Here is a 23293-nt window from a genome sequence, read left to right as displayed (position 1 = left end):
GATGCGGGGCATGACCTCCCCGAACGAGCACGGTGACCCGGGCGGCCGGGAACGGCAGGAGCGGAGCGAGCGGAGCCGGCAGGCCGGCTCCTTCGGCGCCGCGGCCGACGCCTACGAGCGCGGCCGCCCGCCCTACCCGCCCGAGGCGGCGGCCTGGCTGGTGCCCGACTCCGCCCGCACGGTGGTCGACCTGGGCGCCGGCACCGGCAAGCTGACCCGCGCCCTGCGCGCCCCCGGCCGGGAACTCGTCGCCGTCGAGCCCTCCGCGGGCATGCGCGAGCAGTTCGCCCGCGTGCTGCCCGGCATACGGGTCCTCGCCGGCACCGCCGAGGCGGTCCCCCTCCCCGACGCGAGCGCCGACACGGTCGTCTGCGCCCAGGCCTGGCACTGGGTCGACCCCGAACGCGCCGTCCCCGAGGCCGCCCGGCTGCTGCGTCCCGGCGGACGGCTCGCCCTGGTGTGGAACAGCCGCGACGAGTCCGTGCCCTGGGTCGCGGAGCTGGGCCGGCTTCTGCGCGCGTACGCCCCGGCGCCCGCGGAGGACCGCCAGACGGACCGCGTCGGCGCGCCGTTCGGGCCCGTCGAGCGGCGGGACTTCCGCTGGCGCCACCCGATGACGGACGCGGAGATCGTCGACATGGTCGCCTCCCGCAGCTACGTGATCACCCTGGAGCCCGCCGTACGCGAGCGGCTGCTGGACCGCGTCCGTGCGCTCGTCGCGGTGGAGCGACCGGGTGAGATGCCGTACGTGACCGAGTGCCATCGCGCCGAGCGATGAGTTTCGCCGGGCCGGCCGGTCTACCCCTGCGGAAAGGCAATCCCTGAACGCCGGAGGAGCACCATGACCGCCCACGCACTGCCGCCCGTCGTCGACACCGATACCTGGCGGCGCGAGCTGGACGCGCTGCGCGTCCGCGAGAAGGCCGCGACCCGGGAGCTGGACGCCATCGCCGCGCAGCGGCGCCGGCTGCCGATGGTCGAGATGCCCGACTACACCCTGGAGGGTGCGGAGGGGCCGGTCCGGCTGGTCGACGTCTTCGAAGGCAAGTCGCAGCTCATCGTCTACAACCACATGTGGTTCGAGGGCAAGGAGTGGCAGTGCGGGGGCTGTACGAGCTACACCGCGCAGTTCACCCGCTTCGGCTTCCTCGACCCGTACGACGCGCGGTTCGTCATCGTCACGCAGGGCCCGATCGACGAGGCGCTGGCGTACAAGAAGCGCGTCGGCAACCGGATGACCTGGTACTCCACCGCCAACAGCCCGTTCGGCACCGACGTCGACGCCCCGCCGGGCGGCGGGTTCGCGCTCAACGTCTTCCTGCGCGACGGCGACACCGTCTACCGCACCTGGCACTCCAGCGGCCGCGGCACCGAGCAGTTGAGCCACACGTTCCCGCTCGTCGACGTGCTGCCGTACGGGCGCCAGGAGGAGTGGCAGGACTCCCCGGAGGGCTGGCCGAAGTCGCCCGCGTACAGCGGCTGGCTCGACTCGAAGGACATCGCCCGCCTCTACGGCGAAGACACGTAAGCAGGTTCCGTCACGGACCCTCCGGCGGCGGGGGCGGCGGGAGCGTCGACGTGCTCGGGGCGGACTCGGGCCACACCAGCAGCAGCGGGCACGGCGCGTGGTCGACGACGAAGCGGCTCGCCGGGCCCAGGCTGCGGGGGCCCAGATGCGCGCGGTCGCCGTCACGGGCGAGGACCAGCAGGTCGGCGCCCGCCGCCGCCGCGACGACCTCCCGCTCGACCCGGCCGGTGCGCTTGTCCCGGGTGCAGGGGCGGCCCAACCGGGCGGCGGCCTCGGCCAGCAGCTCGTCGGCGGAGGCGTCCGCGAGCCGCTCCAGCCGCTCGCCCGGGTCGCGGCCGGGTCCTTCGTGCCCCGGCCGCCCCGGCGCGGGCCCGCCGCGGCCGAGCAGCCCCGCGAGCGCGCCGTGCGCCGCGCCGGGCACGTCGGCCGGGGCGACGTGCAGCAGGACGACCTCCGCCTCCGCCGGCGCGTGCACGGCCGCGGCGGCCACGCACGCGGGCCACGTGCCCTCGACGATCCACACCACCACGGCCACGGGTCTCACCCTCCTCCGATCACGGTCAGCGACACCCACAGTGCCAGCACCGCCGCGCCCAGGCTCGCCGGTACGGCGTACACGCCGAGGCGGGTGAACTCCTTCAGTTCCACCTCCGCGTCGTGCGCGTGCACCACGCGCCGCCACAGCAGGGTCGCGAGCGAGCCCGTGTAGGTGAGGTTGGGGCCGATGTTCACGCCCAGCAGCACCGCCAGCACCGCGGCCGGTCCCGACGGTGCCGCGAGCGGCAGCAGCACCAGCACCGCGGGCAGGTTGTTGATCACGTTCGCGAGCACGGCGGCCAGCGCCGCGGTCCCCAGCAGCGCGAGCAGTCCCGTGCCCGTCGGCACCAGCCGGCCCAGGGCCGCGCCGAGGCCGTTGTCGACGACCGCGCGGACCACCAGCCCCAGGGCGAGCACGAAGGCGAGGAACGGCGGCGCGGTGGCCCGCAGCAGGGCGGCAGGGGTCGTACGGCGCCGGACGAGTGCGCGCACCGCGAGGACCGTCGCGCCCGCGCACGCCGCCCACGCCGGGTCGACACCGAACGCCGACGCCACGGCGAAGCCGGCCAGCGTGCACGCCAGCGTCGCCAGCGCGAACACCGGCACGGCGGGCGGCGCGGCCCCGGCCGGGGCGGTGGCGCCGGCGTCCAGGTCGACGGCGAAGTACCGGCGGAAGACGGCGTACTCGACGGCGATGGCCGCCAGCCACGGCAGCAGCATCAGCGCCGCGAAGCGGGTGAAGCTCAGCCCGCTCGCGGCGAAGGCGAGCAGGTTGGTGAGGTTGGAGACCGGCAGCAGCAGCGACGCGGAGTTCGACAGGTGGGTGCAGGCGTACACGTGCGGCCGAGGCCGCGCGCCCAGCCGGGCCGCCGTCGCGAACACCACCGGCGTCAGCAGCACCACCGTGGCGTCCAGGCTGAGCACCGCGGTGATCGCCGAGGCGAGGACGAAGACCTGGGCCAGCAGCCGGCGCGGACGTCCCGCGGCGGTACGGGCCATCCACGCCCCGCACGCCTCGAACAGCCCGTCGTCGTCGCACAGTCGGGCGATCACCAGCACCGCCGCCAGAAACCCGACGACCGGCCCCAGCCGCGCCGCCTCGTCGGCCGCGTGCCCGGTGGAGAGCGCCCCGGTGGCGACGACGACCCCGGCCGCCGGCACGGCCACCGCCGCCTCGGGCAGCCCCCACGGCCGTACGACCGCGCAGACCAGCACCGCCGCCAGCAGCACGACGGACAGGGCCTCGGCCACCGCAGCACTCACCGCCTCATCCTCGCCGCTCCCGTCCCGCCGCCACGCGAGGCGAGGCCGTGTCGGACCGGCCTTCTAACCTGGTCCGATGGAGCGATTCGAGGGATACGGGGTGCTGGTCACGGGCGCCGGGCAGGGCATAGGCGAGGCGGTCGCCCGCCGGTTCGCCGCGGAGGGCGCCGGGGTGCTGGTCACCGACCGGGACGGCGATCGCGCCGAGCGGGCCGCCGCCGCGATCCGCACCGACGGCGGTACGGCCGCGGCGCTCGCCTGCGACGTGACGGACGGCGCGGCGGTCCGGGCGGCGGTCGCGTCCGCGGCGGAGTCCTTCGGCGGGCTGCACGTGCTGGTCAACAACGCCTACGCCGTCCACCGTGACCCGCCCCGCTTCGAGGACTGGCAGGAACCCGACTGGTACGAGGACTTCGAGGTCACCCTGCACGGCGCGGCGCGCTGCACCCGCGCGGCGCTGCCGCTGCTGGCGGCCGCCCCGGGCCGGGCCGCGATCGTCAACATCGGCTCCGTCAACGCCGAACGCCACTACGGCGAGCACGCGTACAGCGCCGCCAAGGCCGCGCTCGTCTCCCTCACCCGCACCCTGGCCGTGGAGAGCGCGGAGCGCGGGGTGCGGGTGAACCTCGTCGAGCCCGGCACCGTACGCACCGCCGTCTGGGCGGACCGGCCCGAGGTGCTGGCCCGGGTCGTGGAGCACTATCCGCTGGGCCGCGTCGGCGAACCGGACGACATCGCGGCGGCGGTGGCGTTCCTCGCCTCCCGCGACGCGGCCTGGATCACCGGCGTCAGCCTGCCGGTGGACGGCGGGCTGCTGGCGAGCCACCTCGCGATGTCCCGCGGCATCGCGGGCGACGGGGCGTGACCGGCCGCCGCGGCACCGCGGCGGGCGGCCCCGCCCGCGGGCGCCGGTGACGGCGGGCTTCCGCTCGGCTACGTTGTCGGGGCCGCGCCCCCGACCCCGGACGGTGGAGTTCATGTCAGAGGAAACGTTCAACGACGGCGCGCAGCAGGTGGTCGTCGACACCTCCGTGCCGCACTCGGCGAGGATCTTCAACTACTGGATCGGCGGCAAGGACAACTACGAGCCGGACCGCACCGCCAGCGCCCGGTTCCAGCAGGTCTTCCCGGAGATCGTCGATCTCGCCCGCAGCGGGCGGCAGTTCCTCCGCCGGGTCGTCGGCCACCTCGCCGGGGAGGCGGGCGTACGGCAGTTCCTGGACATCGGCACCGGGCTGCCCACCGCCGACAACACCCACGAGGTGGCCCAGCGCGTCGCCCCCGACTCCCGGATCGTCTACGTCGACAACGACAAGCTCGTCCTCGCCCACGCCCGCGGCCTGCTCACCAGCACCCGCGAGGGCGTGACCGCGTACATCGACGCCGACGTCGAGGACCCCGAGGCGATACTCGCGGGCGCGGCGCGCACCCTGGACCTCGACCGGCCGGTCGCCGTCATCCTCATGGGCATCCTGGCGCACGTCGACGGCTACGAGCAGGCCCGGTCGGTGGTGCGGCGGCTGATGGACCCGCTGCCGCCCGGCAGTTACCTGGCGATACGCGACGGCGTCGACGAGAACGAGAAGTACAGCCGCGCCATCGCCGGCTACAACGCCACCGGCGCCGTGCCGTACCACCTGCGCAGCGCCGCGCAGATCGCCGGCTACCTCGACGGCCTGGAGCTTGTCGAGCCCGGCGTGGTGTCCTGCCCGCTGTGGCGGCCCGAGCCGGTGGACGTCGGCAGCCCCGTGGAGATGGCGGTCCTGGGCGGGGTCGGCCGGAAGCCGTAGCGGCCTCGCGCCCCCGTGGCACGCCCGCCGCCGCGGGCATCTTTGCCGCTCGCAAAGTTCGGGCCAAGGTGCGCTTTCGCCCCCTGTGGCGGGTTACCCTTCGCCGGGTAGCGTGAGCTTTGACGGCGACGGCCCATCGCCTGCGGAGGACCGATGACGGTGCCCATGGCGGCAGTGCACGACCCCGAGATCCCGCTCGCCGGCGAACACGGGCGCGGCGGCCGGCCCGTCTGCAGATCCGTCCTCGGCTCCCGCCTGCGCCGGCTCCGCCAGGACCGCGGGATCCGGTTGCAGGCGGCCGCCCGCCAGATCGGCGCCTCGGTCGCCAAGCTGTGCCGGCTGGAGCTGGGCCAGGGCGGCTGCAAGGACCACGACGTCGCGGCGCTCCTCGACTTCTACGGCGTCGCCGACGAGAACGAGCTCGACGAGTACGCGGCGCTGACCCGCGGCGCCAACGCGCCGAGCTGGTGGCAGGAGTACAGCGACCTGATACCCAGTCAGGCGGAGACCCACCTCGGCCTGGAGGAGGCCGCCACCGTCATCCGCAGCTACCAGTCCCAGCGCATCCCGGACCTGCTGCAGACCGCCGCGTACGCCCGCGCGATCACCCGGCTCGGCTTCCCGCGCGACCCGGTGCAGACGGTGGAGCGCCGGCTGCACCTGCTGGAACGTCGCCAGGACGCCCTGACCCGCGCCGATCCGCCGCGCTGCTGGGTGCTGCTCGACGAGGCGGCGCTGCGGCGCTCCGTGGGCGCCCCGGGGGTGATGGAGGGCCAGTTGCAGCACCTGCTCCGGCTGCACCTCGAACACCCCACGGTCACGCTGGACGTGGTGCCGCTGGCGGCCGGCGGGACGGCGGCGGTGGCGCAGTCGCTGACGATGCTGCGCTTCGCCGAGCCCGAACTGCCGGACGTGGTCTGCCTGGACCAGCTCACCGGCACCGTGCGCATCGACAAGCCGAGCGAGGTCGACCGCTACCGGCTGGCGCTGGACAACCTCGCCGCGGCCACCAGCACCAGCACCGACGCCGCCGAGTTCCTGACCCGCCTGCTGCACGGCCACTGACGGCGCCGGGCGCCGCCGGGGCGGGCGTGCGGCGCACCGCGCACGGTGACGTGTGCGGCCGGGCCGCACGGTGCGTACGCGCCGCACCGATTCCTTTTCACGAGGGCGACGGTCATACGGGCAGACACCCGAGACCCGGAGAGCCGTCGCTGCCCGTCCCCGCCGCCCCCTCGCCGACCCGCCGCACGCCCCGCGCGCGGGAGCGCGGCAGTGGCTCGCGCTCTCGGTCCTCGTGCTCGCCGGGACGGTCCTGTCCCTCGACTCACCGGGCTGTATCCGGCCCGGACCTCATCGTCGGCGCCGCCCCGCCGGCGCGCGCGGGCTCCGCCGCCGCGCGGGGCGCGTTCGTCGACGGCTTCCGCGTCGTCGCCGCGCCGGCGGCGGTCACCGCCGCACTGCTGGCCGTGCCGGCACCGAGGAAGCCGGGACGATGACCGAGGCCGCGCCGCCGATCCCCCCGCCCGCCCCGACGGCGGGCGTGGCTCTCGTACGGGCGCAGCCGGCCCCGTGCCCAGCGAACTGCCGGAAGCCCGCCGACGCCGGCCCCGCCGCCGTCGCCCGGGAAACCGTCGAACCGGCGGCCGCGTCACCGAGATCGTCGACTGCAAAGGGGCGCGGACCGGGGCCCTGTTCGCCGCCTTCGGACGGCCGCGGACCGCCGGGCGACACACCCCACCGGCCCGCTGTACCGCCCCCGCGTGCCCACCGGCCACACTGACCCCATGACGGAAACGGAATCCTTCGCGTACGACGTGGTGGTCCTGGGCGCCGGTCCCGTGGGCGAGAACGTCGCCGACCGCACCCGCGCCGCCGGCCTGTCCACCGCGGTGGTCGAGAGCGAACTCGTCGGCGGCGAGTGCTCGTACTGGGCCTGCATGCCCAGCAAGGCCCTGCTGCGGCCGGTGATCGCGCGCGCCGACGCCCGCCGCGTCCCCGGGCTCGCCGGCCTGGTGACCGGCGACCTCGACGCGCCCGCGGCCCTCGCCCACCGGGACGAGTACACCTCCCACTGGCAGGACGACGGCCAGGTCGCCTGGCTGGAGGGCATCGGCGCCGACCTCTACCGCGGCCGGGGCCGCCTCGCCGGGCCGCGCACCGTGGCCGTGACCGACGCCGACGGCGTGGTGCGCACGCTGACCGCCGGGCACGCCGTCGCCGTCTGCACCGGCAGCCGCGCCGTACTGCCCAAGCTGCCGGGCCTCGCCGACGTCCGGCCGTGGACCAGCCGGGAGGCCACCAGCTCCGCGACCGTCCCCGGCCGGCTGATCGTCGTCGGCGGCGGCGTGGTCGGCGTCGAGATGGCCACCGCCTGGCAGGCACTCGGCTCCCAGGTCACCGTCCTCGTCCGGGGCGGCGGCCTGCTGGACCGCATGGAGCCCTTCGCCGGCGAGCTGGTCACCGAGGCGCTGACCGAGGCGGGCGCGCAGGTACGCACCGGCACCTCCGTCACCTCCGTGGTCCGCGAGAACGGCACCGTCCTCGCGACCACCGACGCCGGCGACACCATCGAGGCCGACGAGATCCTCTTCGCCACCGGCCGCGCGCCCCGTACCGACGACATCGGTCTGGAGACCGTCGGCCTGGAGCCCGGCTCCTGGCTGGCGGTGGACGACAGCCTGCGGGTCGAGGGCAGCGAGTGGCTGTACGCGGTCGGGGACGTCAACCACCGCGCGCTGCTGACCCACCAGGGCAAGTACCAGGCGCGCATCGCGGGCGCGGCCATCGCCGCCCGCGCGCAGGGCGTGCCGCTGCTGGAGTCGGACCCGTGGGGCGCGCACGCCGCGACCGCCGACCACGGCGCCGTCCCGCAGGTCGTCTTCACCGACCCCGAGGCCGCGGCCGTCGGGATGTCGCTGGCGGAGGCGGAACGGGCCGGCCACCGGGTCCGCGCGGTGGACGTCGAGCTCGGCTCGGTCGCCGGCGCGGGGCTGTACGCGGAGGGCTACCGCGGGCGGGCCCGCATGGTCGTCGACGTGGACGAGGAGATCCTGCGCGGCGTCACGCTCGTCGGTCCCGGGGTCGGGGAGCTGATCCACTCGGCGACCGTCGCGGTCGCCGGGGAGGTGCCGGTGAGCCGGCTGTGGCACGCGGTCCCGTCGTACCCGACGATCAGCGAGGTGTGGCTGCGGCTGCTGGAGGCGTACCGCGGCTGACCGCTTCCCGGCCCGGGAAATCCCGTCGCCCCCCGCGGACGGGGGCCGCTAGCCTCCGCAGGGCGCCGCCGCGAGACCCGCGGCCGTGGAGGGAGACGGGATGGCGGACGAGCGTGGGGGAAGCGGGCGGTTGAGCCTGCTGCTGGACCAGTTCGACATGGCCAGGGAGGCGGCGGAGCTGCGGCTCGCCGGGCTCGGCGACGAGGAGTTCCGCTGGGAGCCGGTGCCCGGCTGCTGGTCGGTCCGGCGGCGCTCGGAGGCGACCACGCCGCGGGCGTACGGGCCGGGGGAGTGGGTGCTCGACAAGGGCGCCGCCGACATCCCCCACAGCGAATACGCCGGGGTGGCGCAGGAGGTCGCCGACGGCATGTCCGTGGAGAAGGTCGCCCGGGACTGGGACGTGAGCGTCGAGCGGGTCCGCGAAGTCCTCGCCCACACCGGCCCGCTGGAGCCCGACGAGGCCCCGGTCACCACCATCGCCTGGCGGCTGGGGCATCTGCACACGGGCGTCGCCGGCGGCTGGGAGTGGACCTTCGGCGAGCGGCGCCGGGACCCCCGGCTGCTGGTCGACTTCACGCCCTCCGCCGAACTCGCCGTGGCACGGTTCTGGGAGGACGTCGACCGCTGGCGCGACAGCGTCGCCACCGTGACCGAGGAGCAGTTGGACACGGTCGGCTTCTCGCAGTACCCGTACGCCTCCGACTCCGACAACGCCTACGTCGAGGTGCTGTGGGCGGGCAACCTGGAGTTCATCCACCACATGTCGGAGATCGCGCTGCTCCGCGACCTGTGGCGGGCCCGCTTCACCGGGGCCTGAGCGCACCGCGTGCCTCGTACACCCTCCGGGGCGTACGAGGCACGCGGCCTACGGGGCGCCCGGCCTCAGATGCCGAACTCCGAGGGCGACAGCCCGAGCACCGAGCACGCCTCGCGGATCACCTGCTGCTCGGCCGGGTCGACGTGGCCGTCGGCACCGGCGATGACGAACGCGGTCTGGATCACCGCCCGCGCCTCCGCCGGCTTCTTCTTGGCCTTGGCGATCTCCTGCAGCGCCTCCGCCTTGCCGCCCTGGAAGTCGACCGTGAGCCGGTCGAGATGCTTGGTGAACCGCTGCCGCAACTGCTCCGGCGGGAAGTTCTGCAGCACGTCGTTGCTCACGATCATCGACTCCATGCGCTCCCGCTCGGCGGGGTGCACGTGTCCGTCCGCAGCCGCCACGAGCGCGCAGACCGCCATGCTGGCGTCCCGGTACGCGCCGCTCTTCAGCTCCGTCTTCATCGAGCTGAGCTGCGACTTGAACATGCTCACGAGCTGGGCCTTGCTCCCGCCGCCCGAGCCCGCCGAGCCCTGGCTCCCGGACCGCGCTCCGCCGCCCCGGGACTGCTGAAGGCCCTTGGCCTGGTCCTTGATCCGATCAAACATCGACACTGAATGCCACCTCGGGTTGCGGGCGTGCGCCCGGCTCGTCGGCACCGCGGTCGTCGTACCGAAGACAGCGGTGCCGCGGTCAGTCTCTCAACGCATCGGCAGGACGCGGAGGTTCCGCATGCACCCGTCCGGGGGAACGGCGGAACCGCGGTGGGCGCGGCGCCGTCGGAGAGGCGTACCGGGGGAAACGAGGGGGGAACGGCATGACGGGGGATCGGGCCGGCGCGCGGGTGCGCGGCAGCACGTGGTTGATCACGGCGGCGATCGTCGTGGGCGCGCTGCTGGCGAGTGGTGTGTGGTGGGTGGTGGAGGGCTCGGACGGCTCGCGCGTGTCCGGCCCCGACGGCGCCACGGGCACGGTGGTGCCGGGGGCGAAGGCCGTGCACTTCGAGCAGGGGCACGGGCTCGCGGCGGTACGCGCGCTGCTGCGTTCGCCGGCGGACGTGCAGGCGTTCGCCGGCTGGTATCCGCAGGAGAGCGTCGGCGCCCGGCTGCGGGAGAGGCTGCTCGACCGCGACCTGGACGCCGAGGCGCTGGTCGCGACCGGCTGGAGCAGCGGCTGCACCAGCGCCGAGGGCGCGGTGCTCACGTACGCCGAGAACACCGGCTACGCGGCGCGGCTGACCGGCACGACGACGTACGAGACGTGCGACAGCCCCTGGGACGTGCTCACGGTCTTCGCCGTCCCGGAGAAGGACGTCGGCGCGGACCCGAGGATCGGCGGTGCCCCGCCGGGACCGCCGGGACCGGCCGAACTCCTCGCGTACGCGCCGCTGGACGGCGCCGCGGCGGGCCGCGGGCCGCGGGCGGCCGAGGTCAGCCAGCCGGACCAGTTCGACGCCTTCGTCCGCCCGCTGCCGGCGGAGGCGGCCGCGGTGCTGCGGAGCAGGCTGGGGAGCCTGTACGACTCGGAGCTGCCGGGTCCTGCGCGGCGCTTCGCCTTCGAGGGGCGGGGCTGCGGTGACGAACCGCTGCTGGAGATCACGTCGCAGCGGCTGGTGCCGGTGCGGGCGGGCGGCGCGTGCCGGGATCCGCGGCCGTATGTCGCGGTGTTCTCGGTGCCGGCGGACCGGGTGCCGTCGAGCGCGGTCATCGGTGGCCGTCTGCCCTAGCGATGTCGCACACACCGGCGAAAGTATCCGGAAGCCACTGTTGTCGCGCCGCGGGCCTCTTCCTGCGGGTTGCGAGCGCTCCCACTCCGGCTTGGAGGTCCCTCCATGCGCTTCCACCCGCTCACCAGGCCCCGACCACTCGCATGGGCGGTCGCCGCCGTCGTGGCCGTCGCGGCGATGTTCGCCGCCACCCTCGACGCCCGGCCGGGGTTCGCCGCCGACCGCGGTGCGAGCGCCGCGCAGGCGGCGCCGGGGGTCGAGGACGGCGACGCCTTCGGCCCGTACACCGGCAACCCCGGCGCAACTGCCGGTGGACACCCACGAGATGGTCGGCATGATCGCGCCCCGCGGACTCCTCCTCATGGAGAACCCGCACGTCGACGGGCTCGGCGCCCGGTCCGGCAGCGTGGCGGCACTCGGCGGGGCGGAGGTCTGCAAGGCGCTCGGCGCGGGCCGGAACATCAGCTACTGGTCCGACGTGCGGGACGGCACCCACTGCGCCTCCCGGGCCGGGTGGCGCGGGCCGCCGCAGCAGAGCATCGCGACGTTCCTGCGCGGCGCGGGCAGCGCCCCCGGCGTCTTCCGGATCTCGCCGAAGAAGCCCGGCAACCTCGCCGAGTGGCGCACCTGGCAGACCCCGGTCCTCACCGACGGCGGCTGCGCCCGCCGGAGCCTCTCACGCCACCCCCTCGGCCTACGCGGACCCGAGGGGGTGGCTCCGCGCGCTGAGCTGCGGCGCTCTCTGTGAGACCTTGGGCATGATCACCGGCTCCGCGGCGGCACCGCCGCGGCGCTCGCAGCCGCGCGACGTCACCGGGAGGAGCGCTGAAGTCGTACACCGCCGACGCCCTCAAGGGGCTCCCGCGCCTGGCCGGCCTCGTCGAGCGGCTCCGCGCGCCCGCCGTGGCGCAGACGATGCGCGCCGCGATGGCCGCCACCCTCGCGTACGTCGTCGCCCTCCAGCTCACCAGCGGGCCCAAGCCGCTCACGGCGCCGCTGACCGCGCTGCTCGTCGTCCAGGTGACCTTCTACGCCACGCTCACCACCGGCATCCGGCGTGTCACCGCCGTCGTGGTCGGGGTGCTTATCGCCAGCGGGTTCAGCGCGCTGGTCGGGCTGAGCTGGTGGAGCCTCGGGCTGATCATCCTCAGTTCGCTGGTCGCGGGCCGCATCGTGCGGGTGGACGAGTTCGTGCCCGAGGTCGCGATCAGCGCGATGCTCGTCCTCGGCGTCGCCCACGTGGGGGACACGGCGTTCACGCGGATCCTGGAGACGCTCACCGGCGCCGTCGTGGGCCTCACGTTCAACCTGGTGCTGGCGCCCCCGGTGTGGGTGGAGAGCGCCGGCGAAGCCATCGAGGACCTGGCCCGCCGCATGCGCCGCCTGCTGCTGCGCAGCGCGGAGCAGCTCACCGAGGTCACCTCGCCCGCGGTCGCCGCCGACCGGCTGTACGCGGCGCGTGAGCTGGACGAGTTCGTCGGCGAGGTCGACACCTCGCTGCGCCGCGCCGAGGACAGCCTGCGGCTCAATCCCCGGGTGAGCGAGGGCCTGATGCACCGGGTGGTGCTGCGCACCGGGCTGGACACGCTGGAGATCTGCGCGGTGGTGCTGCGCGTCCTCACCCGCAGCCTGGCGGACCTGGCGCAGGCCCGGCGGAAGGGGGAGCCGCTGTTCCCGCGCGACGCGGGTGTGGCGCTGCAGGACCTGTTCGGCTACCTCGCCGACGCGCTGGTGAGTTTCGCGCAACTGGTCTCGACCGAGGTCTCCGAGAGCGCCGAGACCGCGGCCGGCCGGCTGGAGGCGGACCTCTCGGCGGCCCGCAGGGGACGCGACCGGGTGGAGTCCCTGCTCCTGGAGACCGTGGGGCGCGACGAGGAGAACTGGTTCCTGTACGGCGCGCTCCTCGCCGACGTCAACCGGATCCTCGACGAACTCGACACCGAACACCGCTCCGCCCGTCTCCTGGAAGCACTGGACCGCAGCAGCCGCGACTACCGCGAGCACATCCCCCGGCTCTCGCGCCTCAGCGCCTGGCTCACCCGCTGACCCCGCGGGCCGGCGGCGGCCCGGGCCGTACCGCCCGCGTCAGCGATGGGCCCCTGCCGCCGCCGCCAGTTCGTCCAGCGCCCGCAGCGACTCCGCCTCCGGCAGTGTCGGCAGGTCCAGCAGCACCCGCTCCAGACCCAGCTCCGCGTACGTCTCCAGCGCCGCCGGCTCGTGCGACGCGGAGTACGGCACCACCGGCGCGTCGCCCGCCACCTCGCGCAGGCGCCGCATCCGCCCGCCCAGCTCCCCGGCCGGCACCCGGCTGGGCAGCCACGTCGCGCCGTACGCCGCGACCCGCTCGAAGGCCGGTTCGCCGCCCCCGCCCACGTAGAGGGGCGGATGCGGGCGCTGCACCGGCTTGGGCCAGCAGAACACCGGGTCGAAGTCGACGAACTCGCCGTGGAACTCCGCCTCGTCCTGCGTCCACAGCGCGATCATCGCGCGCAACCGCTCGTCCAGCAGCCGCCCGCGGGTGCGCGGCTCCGTGCCGTGGTTGCGCATCTCGGATACGCACGTCGCGTACCCGCTCGGCTACGCGCGCCACGCACGGTCGCACACCCCGCGGGCACCCGCAAGATCAGCCCCCGGCGGCGACCGCCCGGCGGGCGGGCCCGGCGTCCCGGTGGCACAGTTGCGTGCAGAGGGGCGGCCGCGTCCCGCGGCTCGCCCTGCCGGCGCTACGCGCAGGTCCGAAAGGACGGAACAGTGACGCAGAACGAGCAACGCACGGTGCACGCTCTCCTGGGGGAGTACGGGACCACGTATGCCGAGGACGCGGGCATCCGGCTGCGGAACACCCCGCAGCCCCTCTACCGGCTGCTCGTCCTCTCCTGCCTGCTCAGCGCCCGGATCCGGGCCGGTGTCGCGGTCACCACGGCCCGCGCGCTGTTCCACGCCGGGATGGGGAGCCCGCGCGGGATGGCCGACGCCACCTGGCAGCAGCGGGTCGACGCGCTCGGCGAGGGCGGCTACCGGCGCTACGACGAGAGCACCGCGACCCAGCTCGGCGACGGAGCCCGGCTGCTGCTGGACACCTACGGCGGCGACCTGCGCGGGCTGCGCCGCGAGGCGGACGGCGACGCCGCCCGGATCGGCAGCCTGCTGCAGCGGTTCCCGGGCCTCGGCCCCGCCGGCGCGGCGATCTTCCTGCGCGAGGTCCAGGGCGTGTGGCCGGAGGCCGCCCCGTACATCGACGCCAAGGTCGTGCAGGGCGCCGGCCTGGTGGGTCTGCCGAAGGACCCGTCCCGGCTCGCCCGCCTCGTGGGGGAGCCGCAGCTCCCGCGGTTCACCGCGGCGCTGGTGCACTGTGCGCTGGAGAAGGGCGCGGCGCAGCAGGTCAGGGAGCACGCGCACGCCTGAGCGCAGGCGGTCCCGCCCTGCCGGGCCCAGGGCGCCCGCATGACATCCTCGTGGCATGACCGTCGATGTCCGCCCCGCCTCGGTCTTCGAGGACGTCCGGGCCGTGCTCGGGCCGAAGTCCCCGGATGCCGGCGTGTGCTGGTGTCTGAGCTACCGGATCCCCTCCAAGCTCAACCAGGAGCTGCGTGGGCCCGCCCGCGGCGAGTACGTCGCGGGGCTGTGCGCGGCCGAGCCGGCGCCCGGGGTGCTCGCGTACGACGGGGACGTGCCGGTGGGGTGGGCGGCGGTGGCGCCGCGGGCGGAGACGAGCTTCGCGCGCAACCGCAGGATCCCTCATCTCGACGACCTCCCGGTGTGGGCGCTGTGGTGTGTTCGCGTACGCCCCGGCCACCGCAAGAAGGGCATCTCGCACGCACTGATCGCCGGCGCGGTCGACTTCGCCCGCGCCCACGGCGCCCCGGTGGTCGAGGCGTACCCGCTGGACAACGGGACCGCCCGGGTCGACCTGACGATGGCGTACGCCGGGCTGAGGAAGAACTTCGAGCGCGCCGGCTTCACCCACGCCGCCGACACGACGTCGGTGCTGGCCGGCCACCCCCGGGTCCTGATGCGGCTCGACCTGCGCTGAGCGCGTACCGGCGAGCCCGGGGACACTCGGGTCGGAAGAGGAGGGATGTCTAAAATGCCGCCGGATGGGGTACACGAGGCTGAATGAGAGTCGGCGTGATCGATGCGGGATCCCACACGGTGCGCCTGGTGGTCGCGGACGCGGACGGCCAGGTGCCGCTGCCCGTGCACACGGCCAAGCGGCAACTGCGCCTCGCGGAGCTCGCCGACCCCGACGGCCGGCTCGGCGACCGGGCGGTGGCGGAGCTGGCCGCCGCCGTGGGCGCCGCGCGTGAGGAGGCCCGGCGCTGGCGGGTGGCGGAGCCGTTCGCCTTCGCCACCGCGGTCGTACGCGACGCCCCCAACGCGCGCGACATCGTCCGCGCCGTCCGCGAGCGCACCGACGTGGTCCTGCAACTGCTGCCCGGCGAGAAGGAGGCCGAGCTGACGTTCCTGGCGGCCCGCCGGTGGATGGGCTGGCGCGCCGGCCCCATGGCCGTCCTCGACATCGGCGGCGGCTCGTTCGAGGTCGCCTGCGGCCGCAGCCGGCTGCCCGACTTCGCCATCGCGCTGCCCCTGGGTGCCGCCCGGCTGACCCGGGAGTTCTTCGGCAAGCAGGACCCGCCGCCGCCCGCCGCGGTCAAGGCCGTACGCCGCCACGTGCGGCACCGGCTGCGCGACGTGGCCGCGCGCATCCGCTGGGAGGCGCCCCGTACCACCGTCGTCACCTCCCGCACCATGCAGCAGCTCGCCCGCCTCTGCGGTGCCGCACCCGGCCGGCACGGCCCGTTCGTCCCCCGCACGATGGCGCAGGAAGACCTCCGCCGCGCCCTCAAGCAACTGCGGGGGCTGCCGGCCGCCGAACGCGCCCGGCTGCCCGGCATCTCGCCCGCCCGCGCCCGGCAGTCGCTGGCCGGCGCCGTGGTCGCGCACACGGCGATGAAGCTGATGAGCATCGACGTGGTCACCGTCTGCCCCTGGGCGATCCGCGAGGGCATCCTGCTGCGCACCGTCGAGGAGGGCAGCGTGAGCTGGTGGACGGCCCCGGCCGGCGACGAGCCCCGCGTACCGGGACAGCGCAGGCCGCACCCGGGCGGCCTCGGGCTCGACCAGCTCCTGCCGCCGGTCAACCTGGCGAACTGAGCCCGCTTCGGCCCTCTCCAGCGGCCGAACCGGCGGCTGTGGCGGCGCGTTGACCACGCTGGCGGCAAGCGGCGTGGTACCCCGGATCTCATGGACGCAGAGGCCCAGGACAACGACGGCAGCGCGGCCCGGGATCCCGCGGCCCGAAGACGCCACCCCCTGCTCTTCCGTGTGGCGCAGGCCAAGCTGCGGCCCCGCTGGCGGCTGAGCGAGATCACCGTCACCGAGGAGCCCGAGATCCGGCGCGCCGTGCGCGCCGCCGCGCTCGGCAACGCCATGGAGTGGTTCGACTACGGCATCTACGCCTATCTCGCCGTCACCCTCGGCGAGGTCTTCTACTCCGGTGCCAGCGAGGGCACCCGCACGATGCTGTCGCTGGCGACCTTCGCGATCTCCTTCGCCGTACGCCCCCTGGGCGGGGCCTTCTTCGGCCCGCTCGGCGACCGCGTCGGCCGCAAGCAGGTGCTGGCGCTGACGATGATCCTGATGGCCACGGCCACCTTCTCCATCGGGCTCATCCCCAGCTACGACACCATCGGCCTGTGGGCACCCCTGCTGCTCATCGTCGCGCGGCTGATGCAGGGCTTCTCCACCGGCGGCGAGTACGGCGGCGCGGCGACCTTCATCGCCGAGTACGCCCCCGACAAGCGGCGCGGCTACTACGGCAGCTTCCTGGAGATGGGCACCCTCGCCGGCTACATCGGCGCCTCCGGGCTCGTCCTCGTGCTCACGGCGGGCATCGGCGAGGACGCCATGGCCTCCTGGGGCTGGCGTATCCCGTTCCTCATCGGCGGGCCGCTCGGCGCGATCGGCCTCTACCTGCGGCTGCGGCTGGAGGAGACGCCCGCCTTCGTCAAGTCCGAGGCGGGCCGGGCCACCGTGGCGGAGGTGACGGGCGGTGCCGAACCCGTCGAGGCCGGGAAGGCCGAGGGGAAGCAGGCGCCGGGGGAGCTGCGGCGGATCGTGGCGGGGCAGCGGCAGACGATGCTGCTGTGCATCGCGCTGGTGGCGGCGTACAACGTGGCCAACTACATGCTGCTCACGTACATGCCGACGTATCTCACGGAGGTCCTGGACTGGCCGCGCGCCGAGCAGCTCGCCGTCGTCATCGCCACCATGGTCGCGATGATCTCCGTCGTCACGCTCGTCGGCCGCGCCAACGACCGGGTGGGCCGCAAACCGCTGCTGATGATCGGCATGGCGGGCTTCCTCGTGGTGACGGCGCCGGCCTACGTCCTGGTGCGGGAGGGCTCCGTCCTCGCCGTCTTCGGCGGCATGCTGCTGCTCGGCGGGAGCCTCATCTGCCTCCAGGGCACCATGTCGGCGACGCTGCCGGCGCTCTTCCCCACGGAGATCCGCTACGGCTCGCTGGCCATCGGCTACAACGTGTCCGTCGCGGTCTTCGGCGGCACCACCCCCGCGGTCATCGAGGGGCTGGTGCACGTCCTGGACACGCCGATGGCGGCGGCGTACTACACGATGGCCTTCGCCGTCGTCGGCATCGTCTCCGTGTCGCTGCTGACGGAGACCGCCGGGCTGCCGCTGCAGGGCTCCCCGCCCGCGGTGGCGACGGCGGCGGAGGCAGAGGAGGTCGTACGCATGCAGCGCCGGAACCCGCTCTGACCGCCGCCGGGCCGCTCGGGCTCAGCCGTGCAGGGCGGGCCGGTAGATCAGCTCCTGGATGCAGCCGTCGAGGGTCCGGGTCTCGATCAGGTCGAGGTCGAAGTCGGCCGCGCCCTCGAAGACCGGAGCGAGCCCGGACCGGCCGGTGATCACGGGGAAGAGCGTCACGTGCACCCGGTCGACCAGGCCGGCGGCCATCAGGGACCGGTTCATCGCCAGGCTGCCGTGCGAGCGCAGCGGCACGTCGGACTCCTCCTTCATCCGCGCGACGACGTCGACGGCGTCGCCGTGCGCGATGGTCGCGTCCGGCCAGTCGAAGGGCTCCGTCAGGGTGGTCGACACGACGGTCGCCGGCAGTTGCGTCATCCGGGTGACCCACGGGTCGCGCACGTCGTCGCCCTCGGAGCTCTCGGCGATCATCCGGGAGAACATCCGGTGGGTGTGGGCGCCGAAGACCATCCGCTGCTCCTCGCCGTACAGGCCGAGGCGGCGGTCGAGCAGTTCGGGGCCCTGCTTGCCCCAGTAGCCGGTCCAGTCGCCGCCGGCGGCGCCGTAGCCGTCGAGGCTGCTGAAGACGTCGAAGGTGTACGTGGCGGTCATGATGCGCTCCTCACGAGGCCGTTGATCGGTACGGAGGTAGGACGGGGCGGGGGACCGAAACTCATCGCCGCGCAGGTTTCGTACGGGCGCCGCCGGGGGAGGGGTCCGGAGATTGGGAGCGCTCCCAATCGGTGTCCCCCACCCCCCTCCCGGAGGAGGAGTCGCAGTGTCATCGCTCTCGAACGATCGCACCGACGCGCGGAGCCTGCCCGTCCGCGCCCTCCTGGCCGTCCTGGCCGCCGCCGCGCTCCTGCTGACGCCCTGGACGGGCGGCACCGCCCAGGCCCACGGCTCCGCCGCCGACCCCGTCTCCCGCAACTACGGTTGCTGGCAGCGCTGGGGCAGCGACTTCCAGAACCCGGACATGCAGCAGCAGGACCCCATGTGCTGGCAGGCGTGGCAGCACGACACCAACGGCATGTGGAACTGGAACGGCCTGTACCGCGAGGGCACCGGCGGCAACTTCCAGGCCCACATCCCCGACAACCAGCTGTGCAGCGCCGGCCGCACCCAGGACGGCCGCTACGACTCCATGGACACCCCCGGCGCGTGGAAGACCGACGCCATCGGCACCAGCTTCACCGTCGACGTCCTCGACCAGGCGTACCACGGCGCCGACTACCTCTACGTCTACGTGACCCGGCAGGGCTACGACGCGCGGACCGACGCGCTCGACTGGGGCGACCTGGAGCGCGTGGCCACCGCCGGCCCGTACGGCCCCGCCAACCACTACACCGCGAACGCCAGCGCACCGGGACGCAGCGGCCACCACATCGTCTACACCATCTGGAAGGCGTCGCACGCGGACCAGATCTACTTCTTCTGCAGCGACGTGACGTTCTAGCCGCGCGAAGGCTGGCGGAAGTCCGCACCCGTCCGACGTCGTCCCAGCTCAGGCCCGTACCGCGGGCACTTCGGGATGGCGCAACACTGCGGCAACGCACTTCCGCGCGACACGCGCCTGTCGTGCCGTCATGCCTTCCGCAGCACGCCTGAGAGAGCAGCCCGCCGCCGGCCGGACGAGCCCGGCCGGCGGCGGTGCGGGCGCTCACGGCACGGCCGCCGCGCGGCGCCGCCGGCTGCGCGCGGACCGGGCGCGCCAGCTTGCCGACCTGCTGCGCGGCCAGGTGCTCGGCGGTGCGTACGCCGACGGCGTGCTGCCGCACGAGTCGGTCCTCGGCGCCGACTACGACGCCACCCGCAACACCGTGCGCCAGGCGCTCGACCTGCTGCGCTCCGAACGCCTGCCGGATGGACAGGGGCCACGACCGGAGCCGGGGAGTCGACACCCCGCCCTGGGTGGCGAAGGCGGAGCGCCGCCGCCGGGAGACGGACCCCGCGAACCGGACCGGCGTGCTGGTGGCGGAGCTGTGCCAGATCGGCCGCACGCGGGGCTTCCTGGTCCGCACCGGTGCGGACGGGCGCACCCGGGAGATCGGCGCCGAACCGCACGAGATGGGCGGCAAGGTGCGGATGCGCCAGGCGCATCACGAGGTACGGGCCGTACTGGGCCGCGGGCCCGACCGTGCGCTGGAAATGGCCTGGGACGGCATCGGCGACCGGCTGGGCTGACCGGCTCCGCCCCGCCCGTACGGAATGCAGCGCTCCGGCGGGCCAACGCGCATGTTGCAAAAGGAACTCGACCGGGGAACGCGCCGAACATACGCGCGGAAGGCATGTCTATGATCAGTCATCAGTCTGTCCGGCACCCCCGTCAGCCCGACCGGCCCCCGGCCGCCCGATCGTCGATGGATCTCATATGCCTCTGCACCACGTGCGTAGAAAGGCGGTCCCCCTCGCCGCCGCCGTAGCGATGCTGTCCGTGCTGGCCGCCTGTGGCGACAGCGACGACGACGGCGGCGATGACGGCAAGAACAGCGCCTCCCCGGCCGCCGAGGCCGGCGGCGCCACGGACCTGAGCAAGGAGTGCCCCGAGACGATCGTGGTCCAGACGGCGTGGTGGCCGGACATCACCTCCGCCGGCGCCATGTACCAACTCCTCGGCGACGACATGGACGTCGACGCGAACGCCAAGAAGGTCACCGCCCCGCTCGTCGCCTCCGGCGGCAAGGACACCGGGGTGAAGCTGGAGCTGCGCTCCGGCGGCCCGGCGATCGGCTTCAACCCGACGTCCTCGCAGATGTACACGGACGACAGCATCCATCTCGGCATCCCCCAGGGCTTCGACGAGGCGATCCAGAACTCCGACAAGCAGCCGACGCTCGCGGTCATGTCGCTGCTGGCGAAGAACCCGCAGGTCATCATGTGGGACCCGGAGAAGCACCCGGACGTGAAGTCGATCGAGGACATCGGTAAGACCGACACCACGGTCGTCTACGTCCCCACGCCCTACATGGACTACCTGACCAGCAAGGGCATCCTGAAGAAGGACCAGGTCGACAGCTCCGGCGACGGCTCCCCGGCGCGCTTCGTCGCCGCCGGCGGCGACATCGCCACCTCGGGGTACGCCACCGAGGACCCGTACATCTACGAGAAGGAGCTGCCCGACTGGGGCAAGCCGGTCGCATCGCAGCTCGCGTACGAGTACTACCCGAACCCCGGCCCCTCGCCGGTCATCCGCCCGGCGGACAAGGCCGAGCTGGCGCCGTGCCTGGAGAAGCTGGTGCCCGTCATCCAGCAGGGCGCGGTCGACCTGATGGAGAACCCGGACCCGGTCATCGACAAGGTCATCGAGCTGCGCGACACCTTCAAGGCCGACCAGCCGTTCTCCAAGGGCGTCGGCACGTACTCGGTGGAGCAGATGCAGGCGCTCGACCTCGTCGCCGAACCCGGCAAGCCGGTGGGCGAGTTCGACACCGGGCGGGTGCAGGAGCTGATCGACGTCGCCGGGCCGGTCTTCGAGTCGCAGAAGAAGCCGATCAAGGACGGGCTGACGCCCGAGGACCTGGTCACCAACGAGTTCATCGACACCTCGATCACGCTCGGCGGCGAGTGAGGCCGGTGGCTGCGGGTACGGAGGCGGACATGACGATGGACGAGGCCGGGCGCGAAGGGAGAATGCCGCTGCCGGACGCGCGCAAGCCCCACCCCTCGCGCTTCTGGGACTACGCGCTGGGCGGCCGTGACAACGTGCACGCCGACCGCGACCTGCTGGAGGAGGCCGAGCAGATCATGCCCGACCTCAAGGTGCTCACGCGGGAGCAGCGGCTCTTCGTCGACCGCACCGTCGAGTACTGGGTCGGCGAGGCCGGCGTGCGGCAGATCCTCGACATCGGCGGGGGCATGCCCACGGACATCTACGACAACGTCCACGAGGTCGCCCACCGCATCGCCCCGGAAACCCGGGTGGTGTACGTCGACAAGAACCCCGTCGCCGTCGCGCACATGGCGGCGCTCCAGGCCGACGGCGAGTACACCGTGGCCCTCGAAGGCGACGCGCGCGACCCCGACAGCATCCTGTTCAACGACGTCGTCAGGGCCACCCTGGACTTCACGATGCCCGTCGGCGTCCTGCTCTCGGGCATCCTGCACTTCCTCACCGACGAGGAGGACCCGGCCGCCATCGTGTCGCGGATCCACGAGGCGGTGGTGCCGGGCAGTTACCTGGCGGTCAACCACATCTCGTCCGACATCGACCCGCGTGTGCCGGACGTCATCGAGATATTCCGCCGGGCCAGCGACCCGCTGATCGACCGGGGCCGCGCCGAACTGGAGCGGATCCTGGGCGCCTGGACTCCGGTCGAGCCGGGCCTGGTCCCGGTCAGCCGGTGGCGCCCGGCGGGCGAGGTGCGACACGCGTGCGACGCCTACGGGGCCGTGCTCCGCAAGGTGTGAGGCGAACCGCGCCGCACGGCGCGGGCGGTGCGGGTCCTGGCCTGCCACCGCCGTACGCCACGCCCCAGAAGAAACCTTCCGGCAGCCGTCCCGCCGGGAATTGACGAATAGTCGCCGTCCGCGTACCGCCGGTGAATGGGCGGCGCGTTTTTCCGACGGTGGGGGAGCGGATGTCAAGCGGTCGCCAAGCCCGCGTAAAGTCAAAGGCAAGCGAGGGCTGGGAGGATCCGGGCATGTTCCCAGGCCGATCGCGGGGCTGCTCACCCTTGCCCACGCCTGCTTCGGGCCGGCGGGGAATTTGCGGTTCCGATTGCTGTTGAGGTCGACCCCCTGGAGGGAAGAATGCCCGAGGCCGCCAAGCTGGAAACCATCTTTTCGGCCGTGGAGGAAACCTCTCGGTTAGTGGACGCGCCGTGTTCCCGGGAGAAGGTCTGGCCGGCTCTGGAGACCTTCGGCCGGTGGATCGTGGACGACGCCCACATCATCTTCAGCATGGGGACGGGCGAGCGGTACCGGGGCGAGCTGGCTTTCGACTTCACCCTGCCCGCCGAGGCGGGCGACCCTTATGCCGCCGCGGTGGCCGGCGGTCTGCTGGACAAGACCGACCATGCGATCACGGGGCTGTTTCCCGAGATTCACGAGCGCTTTCCCGTCGACGCCTACGCGGTGGACTTCGGCGTCGTCGGCGGTTTCCGGAAAGCGGTGACCTTCTTCCCGCTCGCCAAGCCGCAGAGCATGAAGGCGCTCACCGAACTGCCGTCCGTTCCACCGGCCCTCGCCGAGCACGCCGGTTTCTTCGCCGAGGCCGGTCTCGACGGCAAGGTTTCGGCCATCGGCGTCGACTACCGCAGCCGCAGTTGGAACCTCTACATCAGCGGGCTCACTCCCGAGTACACGCGCCCCGACGCCATCATCCCCGCCCTTCGCAGCATGGGGCTGCCGGAACCGAGCGAGCACATGCTGGAGTTCATCGGCACCTCGTACGCCATGTACCCGACCTTCGGCTGGGACACCACCCGGATCGAGCGCATGTGCTTCTCCACCAGGACCTCGGACCCGGACCTGCTGCCGTCCCGAATAGCGCCCGAGGTCGGGAAGTTCGCCCGCGACATGCCGACCGTGCACGGCGGCGAGCCCAGTTACGTCTACGCCGGCACGGTGGCCCGGGGGGAGGAATTCTTCAAGCTCGCCTCGTACTACCAGATGTCATCTCAGGTATCCGACCGGGTCCGTCCCGCGGACTGA

Annotated in this window: 23 protein-coding genes and 2 pseudogenes; 20 read left to right on the top strand and 5 right to left on the bottom strand. The window is 73.8% G+C overall.

The window, feature by feature from the left end:
* Positions 1–10 precede the first annotated feature (10 nt).
* Together ABGA99_RS13715 and ABGA99_RS13710 are read left to right on the top strand one after the other, a co-directional pair.
* On the top strand, positions 11–778 hold the full coding sequence (locus ABGA99_RS13715; RefSeq protein ID WP_347577465.1) for a methyltransferase domain-containing protein: 768 nt from the start codon (positions 11–13) through the stop codon (positions 776–778).
* Between the two features lie 63 nt (positions 779–841).
* Positions 842–1528, top strand: a complete 687-nt coding sequence (locus ABGA99_RS13710) for a DUF899 family protein (RefSeq protein ID WP_347582727.1) — start codon at positions 842–844, stop codon at positions 1526–1528.
* 10 nt (positions 1529–1538) lie between these two features.
* Here ABGA99_RS13710 and ABGA99_RS13705 read toward each other — a convergent pair whose 3' ends face one another.
* Both ABGA99_RS13705 and ABGA99_RS13700 read right to left on the bottom strand, forming a co-directional pair.
* Positions 1539–2063: a universal stress protein gene (locus ABGA99_RS13705; protein ID WP_347577463.1), complete on the bottom strand. Its 525-nt coding sequence runs from the start codon at positions 2061–2063 to the stop codon at positions 1539–1541.
* A 5-nt stretch (positions 2064–2068) separates the two neighbouring features.
* Positions 2069–3328 carry an SLC13 family permease gene (locus ABGA99_RS13700; RefSeq protein WP_347582726.1) on the bottom strand — a complete coding sequence of 420 codons (1260 nt, stop codon included), beginning with the start codon at positions 3326–3328 and terminating at the stop codon, positions 2069–2071.
* A gap of 76 nt (positions 3329–3404) precedes the next feature.
* Here ABGA99_RS13700 and ABGA99_RS13695 point away from each other — a divergent pair, with 76 nt between their 5' ends.
* The 5 genes from ABGA99_RS13695 to ABGA99_RS13675 all read left to right on the top strand — a co-directional run bounded on the left by ABGA99_RS13695 (position 3405) and on the right by ABGA99_RS13675 (position 9153).
* Positions 3405–4193 carry a glucose 1-dehydrogenase gene (locus tag ABGA99_RS13695; RefSeq protein WP_347577461.1) on the top strand — a complete coding sequence of 263 codons (789 nt, stop codon included), beginning with the start codon at positions 3405–3407 and terminating at the stop codon, positions 4191–4193.
* Positions 4194–4305: 112 nt separating this feature from the next.
* Positions 4306–5118 (top strand): SAM-dependent methyltransferase, encoded by an 813-nt coding sequence (locus ABGA99_RS13690; RefSeq protein WP_347577460.1) that lies wholly within the window; start codon positions 4306–4308, stop codon positions 5116–5118.
* 153 nt (positions 5119–5271) lie between these two features.
* Complete coding sequence (locus ABGA99_RS13685; protein ID WP_347577459.1) at positions 5272–6183, top strand: helix-turn-helix transcriptional regulator; 912 nt, start codon at positions 5272–5274, stop codon at positions 6181–6183.
* Positions 6184–6905: 722 nt separating this feature from the next.
* Positions 6906–8336: an NAD(P)/FAD-dependent oxidoreductase gene (locus ABGA99_RS13680; protein WP_347582725.1), complete on the top strand. Its 1431-nt coding sequence runs from the start codon at positions 6906–6908 to the stop codon at positions 8334–8336.
* Between the two features lie 100 nt (positions 8337–8436).
* Positions 8437–9153, top strand: a complete 717-nt coding sequence (locus ABGA99_RS13675; RefSeq protein ID WP_347582724.1) for a DinB family protein — start codon at positions 8437–8439, stop codon at positions 9151–9153.
* A 65-nt stretch (positions 9154–9218) separates the two neighbouring features.
* Here ABGA99_RS13675 and ABGA99_RS13670 read toward each other — a convergent pair whose 3' ends face one another.
* Entirely contained in the window at positions 9219–9764 is a 546-nt protein-coding gene (locus ABGA99_RS13670) for a TerB family tellurite resistance protein (protein WP_347577456.1), read from the bottom strand.
* Between the two features lie 203 nt (positions 9765–9967).
* On the opposite strand from ABGA99_RS13670, the gene ABGA99_RS13665 reads away from it, so the two are divergent.
* The 3 genes from ABGA99_RS13665 (at position 9968) to ABGA99_RS13655 (ending at position 12922) form a co-directional block, all read left to right on the top strand.
* Complete coding sequence (locus tag ABGA99_RS13665; RefSeq protein ID WP_347577455.1) at positions 9968–10876, top strand: hypothetical protein; 909 nt, start codon at positions 9968–9970, stop codon at positions 10874–10876.
* A 310-nt stretch (positions 10877–11186) separates the two neighbouring features.
* Complete coding sequence (locus tag ABGA99_RS13660; RefSeq protein ID WP_347582723.1) at positions 11187–11624, top strand: hypothetical protein; 438 nt, start codon at positions 11187–11189, stop codon at positions 11622–11624.
* Between the two features lie 167 nt (positions 11625–11791).
* The gene (locus ABGA99_RS13655; RefSeq protein WP_347577580.1) at positions 11792–12922 is read left to right on the top strand and encodes an aromatic acid exporter family protein; all 1131 of its coding nucleotides are present in this window, start codon (positions 11792–11794) and stop codon (positions 12920–12922) included.
* Positions 12923–12961: 39 nt separating this feature from the next.
* On the opposite strand, the pseudogene ABGA99_RS13650 reads toward ABGA99_RS13655, so the two are convergent.
* A pseudogene (locus ABGA99_RS13650) lies at positions 12962–13426 on the bottom strand (LLM class flavin-dependent oxidoreductase); the annotation flags it as partial.
* Between the two features lie 201 nt (positions 13427–13627).
* On the opposite strand from ABGA99_RS13650, the gene ABGA99_RS13645 reads away from it, so the two are divergent.
* The 4 genes from ABGA99_RS13645 (at position 13628) to ABGA99_RS13630 (ending at position 17653) form a co-directional block, all read left to right on the top strand.
* Positions 13628–14281: an endonuclease gene (locus ABGA99_RS13645; RefSeq protein WP_347582722.1), complete on the top strand. Its 654-nt coding sequence runs from the start codon at positions 13628–13630 to the stop codon at positions 14279–14281.
* A 55-nt stretch (positions 14282–14336) separates the two neighbouring features.
* Positions 14337–14909: a GNAT family N-acetyltransferase gene (locus ABGA99_RS13640; protein WP_347577452.1), complete on the top strand. Its 573-nt coding sequence runs from the start codon at positions 14337–14339 to the stop codon at positions 14907–14909.
* A gap of 83 nt (positions 14910–14992) precedes the next feature.
* Entirely contained in the window at positions 14993–16030 is a 1038-nt protein-coding gene (locus ABGA99_RS13635; protein WP_347577451.1) for a Ppx/GppA family phosphatase, read from the top strand.
* A gap of 90 nt (positions 16031–16120) precedes the next feature.
* A complete protein-coding gene (locus ABGA99_RS13630) occupies positions 16121–17653 on the top strand; it encodes an MFS transporter (RefSeq protein WP_347582721.1) in 1533 nt (510 codons plus the stop codon).
* A gap of 21 nt (positions 17654–17674) precedes the next feature.
* Here ABGA99_RS13630 and ABGA99_RS13625 read toward each other — a convergent pair whose 3' ends face one another.
* Positions 17675–18253 (bottom strand): dihydrofolate reductase family protein, encoded by a 579-nt coding sequence (locus ABGA99_RS13625; RefSeq protein WP_347582720.1) that lies wholly within the window; start codon positions 18251–18253, stop codon positions 17675–17677.
* A 166-nt stretch (positions 18254–18419) separates the two neighbouring features.
* Between ABGA99_RS13625 and ABGA99_RS13620 the strand changes: the two genes are divergently transcribed.
* From ABGA99_RS13620 to ABGA99_RS13595, 6 genes and pseudogenes are all read left to right on the top strand, one after another.
* Complete coding sequence (locus ABGA99_RS13620; RefSeq protein WP_347577448.1) at positions 18420–19097, top strand: lytic polysaccharide monooxygenase auxiliary activity family 9 protein; 678 nt, start codon at positions 18420–18422, stop codon at positions 19095–19097.
* A 130-nt stretch (positions 19098–19227) separates the two neighbouring features.
* Positions 19228–19503: pseudogene (locus ABGA99_RS13615) on the top strand (GntR family transcriptional regulator); the annotation flags it as partial.
* 1 nt (position 19504) lies between these two features.
* The gene (locus ABGA99_RS13610; protein ID WP_347582759.1) at positions 19505–19825 is read left to right on the top strand and encodes a hypothetical protein; all 321 of its coding nucleotides are present in this window, start codon (positions 19505–19507) and stop codon (positions 19823–19825) included.
* Between the two features lie 187 nt (positions 19826–20012).
* The gene (locus tag ABGA99_RS13605) at positions 20013–21209 is read left to right on the top strand and encodes a hypothetical protein (RefSeq protein WP_347582719.1); all 1197 of its coding nucleotides are present in this window, start codon (positions 20013–20015) and stop codon (positions 21207–21209) included.
* Between the two features lie 29 nt (positions 21210–21238).
* Positions 21239–22048, top strand: coding sequence for an SAM-dependent methyltransferase (locus ABGA99_RS13600; RefSeq protein ID WP_347577446.1), 810 nt, complete (start codon positions 21239–21241; stop codon positions 22046–22048).
* Positions 22049–22390: 342 nt separating this feature from the next.
* Positions 22391–23293 (top strand): aromatic prenyltransferase, encoded by a 903-nt coding sequence (locus ABGA99_RS13595; protein ID WP_347582718.1) that lies wholly within the window; start codon positions 22391–22393, stop codon positions 23291–23293.

Source organism: Streptomyces sp. B5E4 (assembly GCF_039871555.1).
Classification (GTDB): Bacteria; Actinomycetota; Actinomycetes; order Streptomycetales; family Streptomycetaceae; genus Streptomyces.
This window is presented reverse-complemented; position numbering and strand designations above follow the sequence as displayed.

Excerpts from the sequence above, each read along its gene's own strand:
- ABGA99_RS13715 (WP_347577465.1), top strand. The coding sequence starts at position 11 with ATGACCTCCCCGAACGAGCACGGTGACCCGGGCGGCCGGGAACGGCAG.
- ABGA99_RS13710 (WP_347582727.1), top strand. The coding sequence starts at position 842 with ATGACCGCCCACGCACTGCCGCCCGTCGTCGACACCGATACCTGGCGG.
- ABGA99_RS13695 (WP_347577461.1), top strand. The coding sequence starts at position 3,405 with ATGGAGCGATTCGAGGGATACGGGGTGCTGGTCACGGGCGCCGGGCAG.
- ABGA99_RS13690 (WP_347577460.1), top strand. The coding sequence starts at position 4,306 with ATGTCAGAGGAAACGTTCAACGACGGCGCGCAGCAGGTGGTCGTCGAC.
- ABGA99_RS13685 (WP_347577459.1), top strand. The coding sequence starts at position 5,272 with ATGACGGTGCCCATGGCGGCAGTGCACGACCCCGAGATCCCGCTCGCC.
- ABGA99_RS13680 (WP_347582725.1), top strand. The coding sequence starts at position 6,906 with ATGACGGAAACGGAATCCTTCGCGTACGACGTGGTGGTCCTGGGCGCC.
- ABGA99_RS13675 (WP_347582724.1), top strand. The coding sequence starts at position 8,437 with ATGGCGGACGAGCGTGGGGGAAGCGGGCGGTTGAGCCTGCTGCTGGAC.
- ABGA99_RS13665 (WP_347577455.1), top strand. The coding sequence starts at position 9,968 with ATGACGGGGGATCGGGCCGGCGCGCGGGTGCGCGGCAGCACGTGGTTG.
- ABGA99_RS13655 (WP_347577580.1), top strand. The coding sequence starts at position 11,792 with ATGCGCGCCGCGATGGCCGCCACCCTCGCGTACGTCGTCGCCCTCCAG.
- ABGA99_RS13640 (WP_347577452.1), top strand. The coding sequence starts at position 14,337 with ATGACCGTCGATGTCCGCCCCGCCTCGGTCTTCGAGGACGTCCGGGCC.
- ABGA99_RS13635 (WP_347577451.1), top strand. The coding sequence starts at position 14,993 with ATGAGAGTCGGCGTGATCGATGCGGGATCCCACACGGTGCGCCTGGTG.
- ABGA99_RS13630 (WP_347582721.1), top strand. The coding sequence starts at position 16,121 with ATGGACGCAGAGGCCCAGGACAACGACGGCAGCGCGGCCCGGGATCCC.
- ABGA99_RS13625 (WP_347582720.1), bottom strand. The coding sequence starts at position 18,253 with ATGACCGCCACGTACACCTTCGACGTCTTCAGCAGCCTCGACGGCTAC.
- ABGA99_RS13610 (WP_347582759.1), top strand. The coding sequence starts at position 19,505 with ATGGACAGGGGCCACGACCGGAGCCGGGGAGTCGACACCCCGCCCTGG.
- ABGA99_RS13605 (WP_347582719.1), top strand. The coding sequence starts at position 20,013 with ATGCCTCTGCACCACGTGCGTAGAAAGGCGGTCCCCCTCGCCGCCGCC.
- ABGA99_RS13600 (WP_347577446.1), top strand. The coding sequence starts at position 21,239 with ATGACGATGGACGAGGCCGGGCGCGAAGGGAGAATGCCGCTGCCGGAC.
- ABGA99_RS13595 (WP_347582718.1), top strand. The coding sequence starts at position 22,391 with ATGCCCGAGGCCGCCAAGCTGGAAACCATCTTTTCGGCCGTGGAGGAA.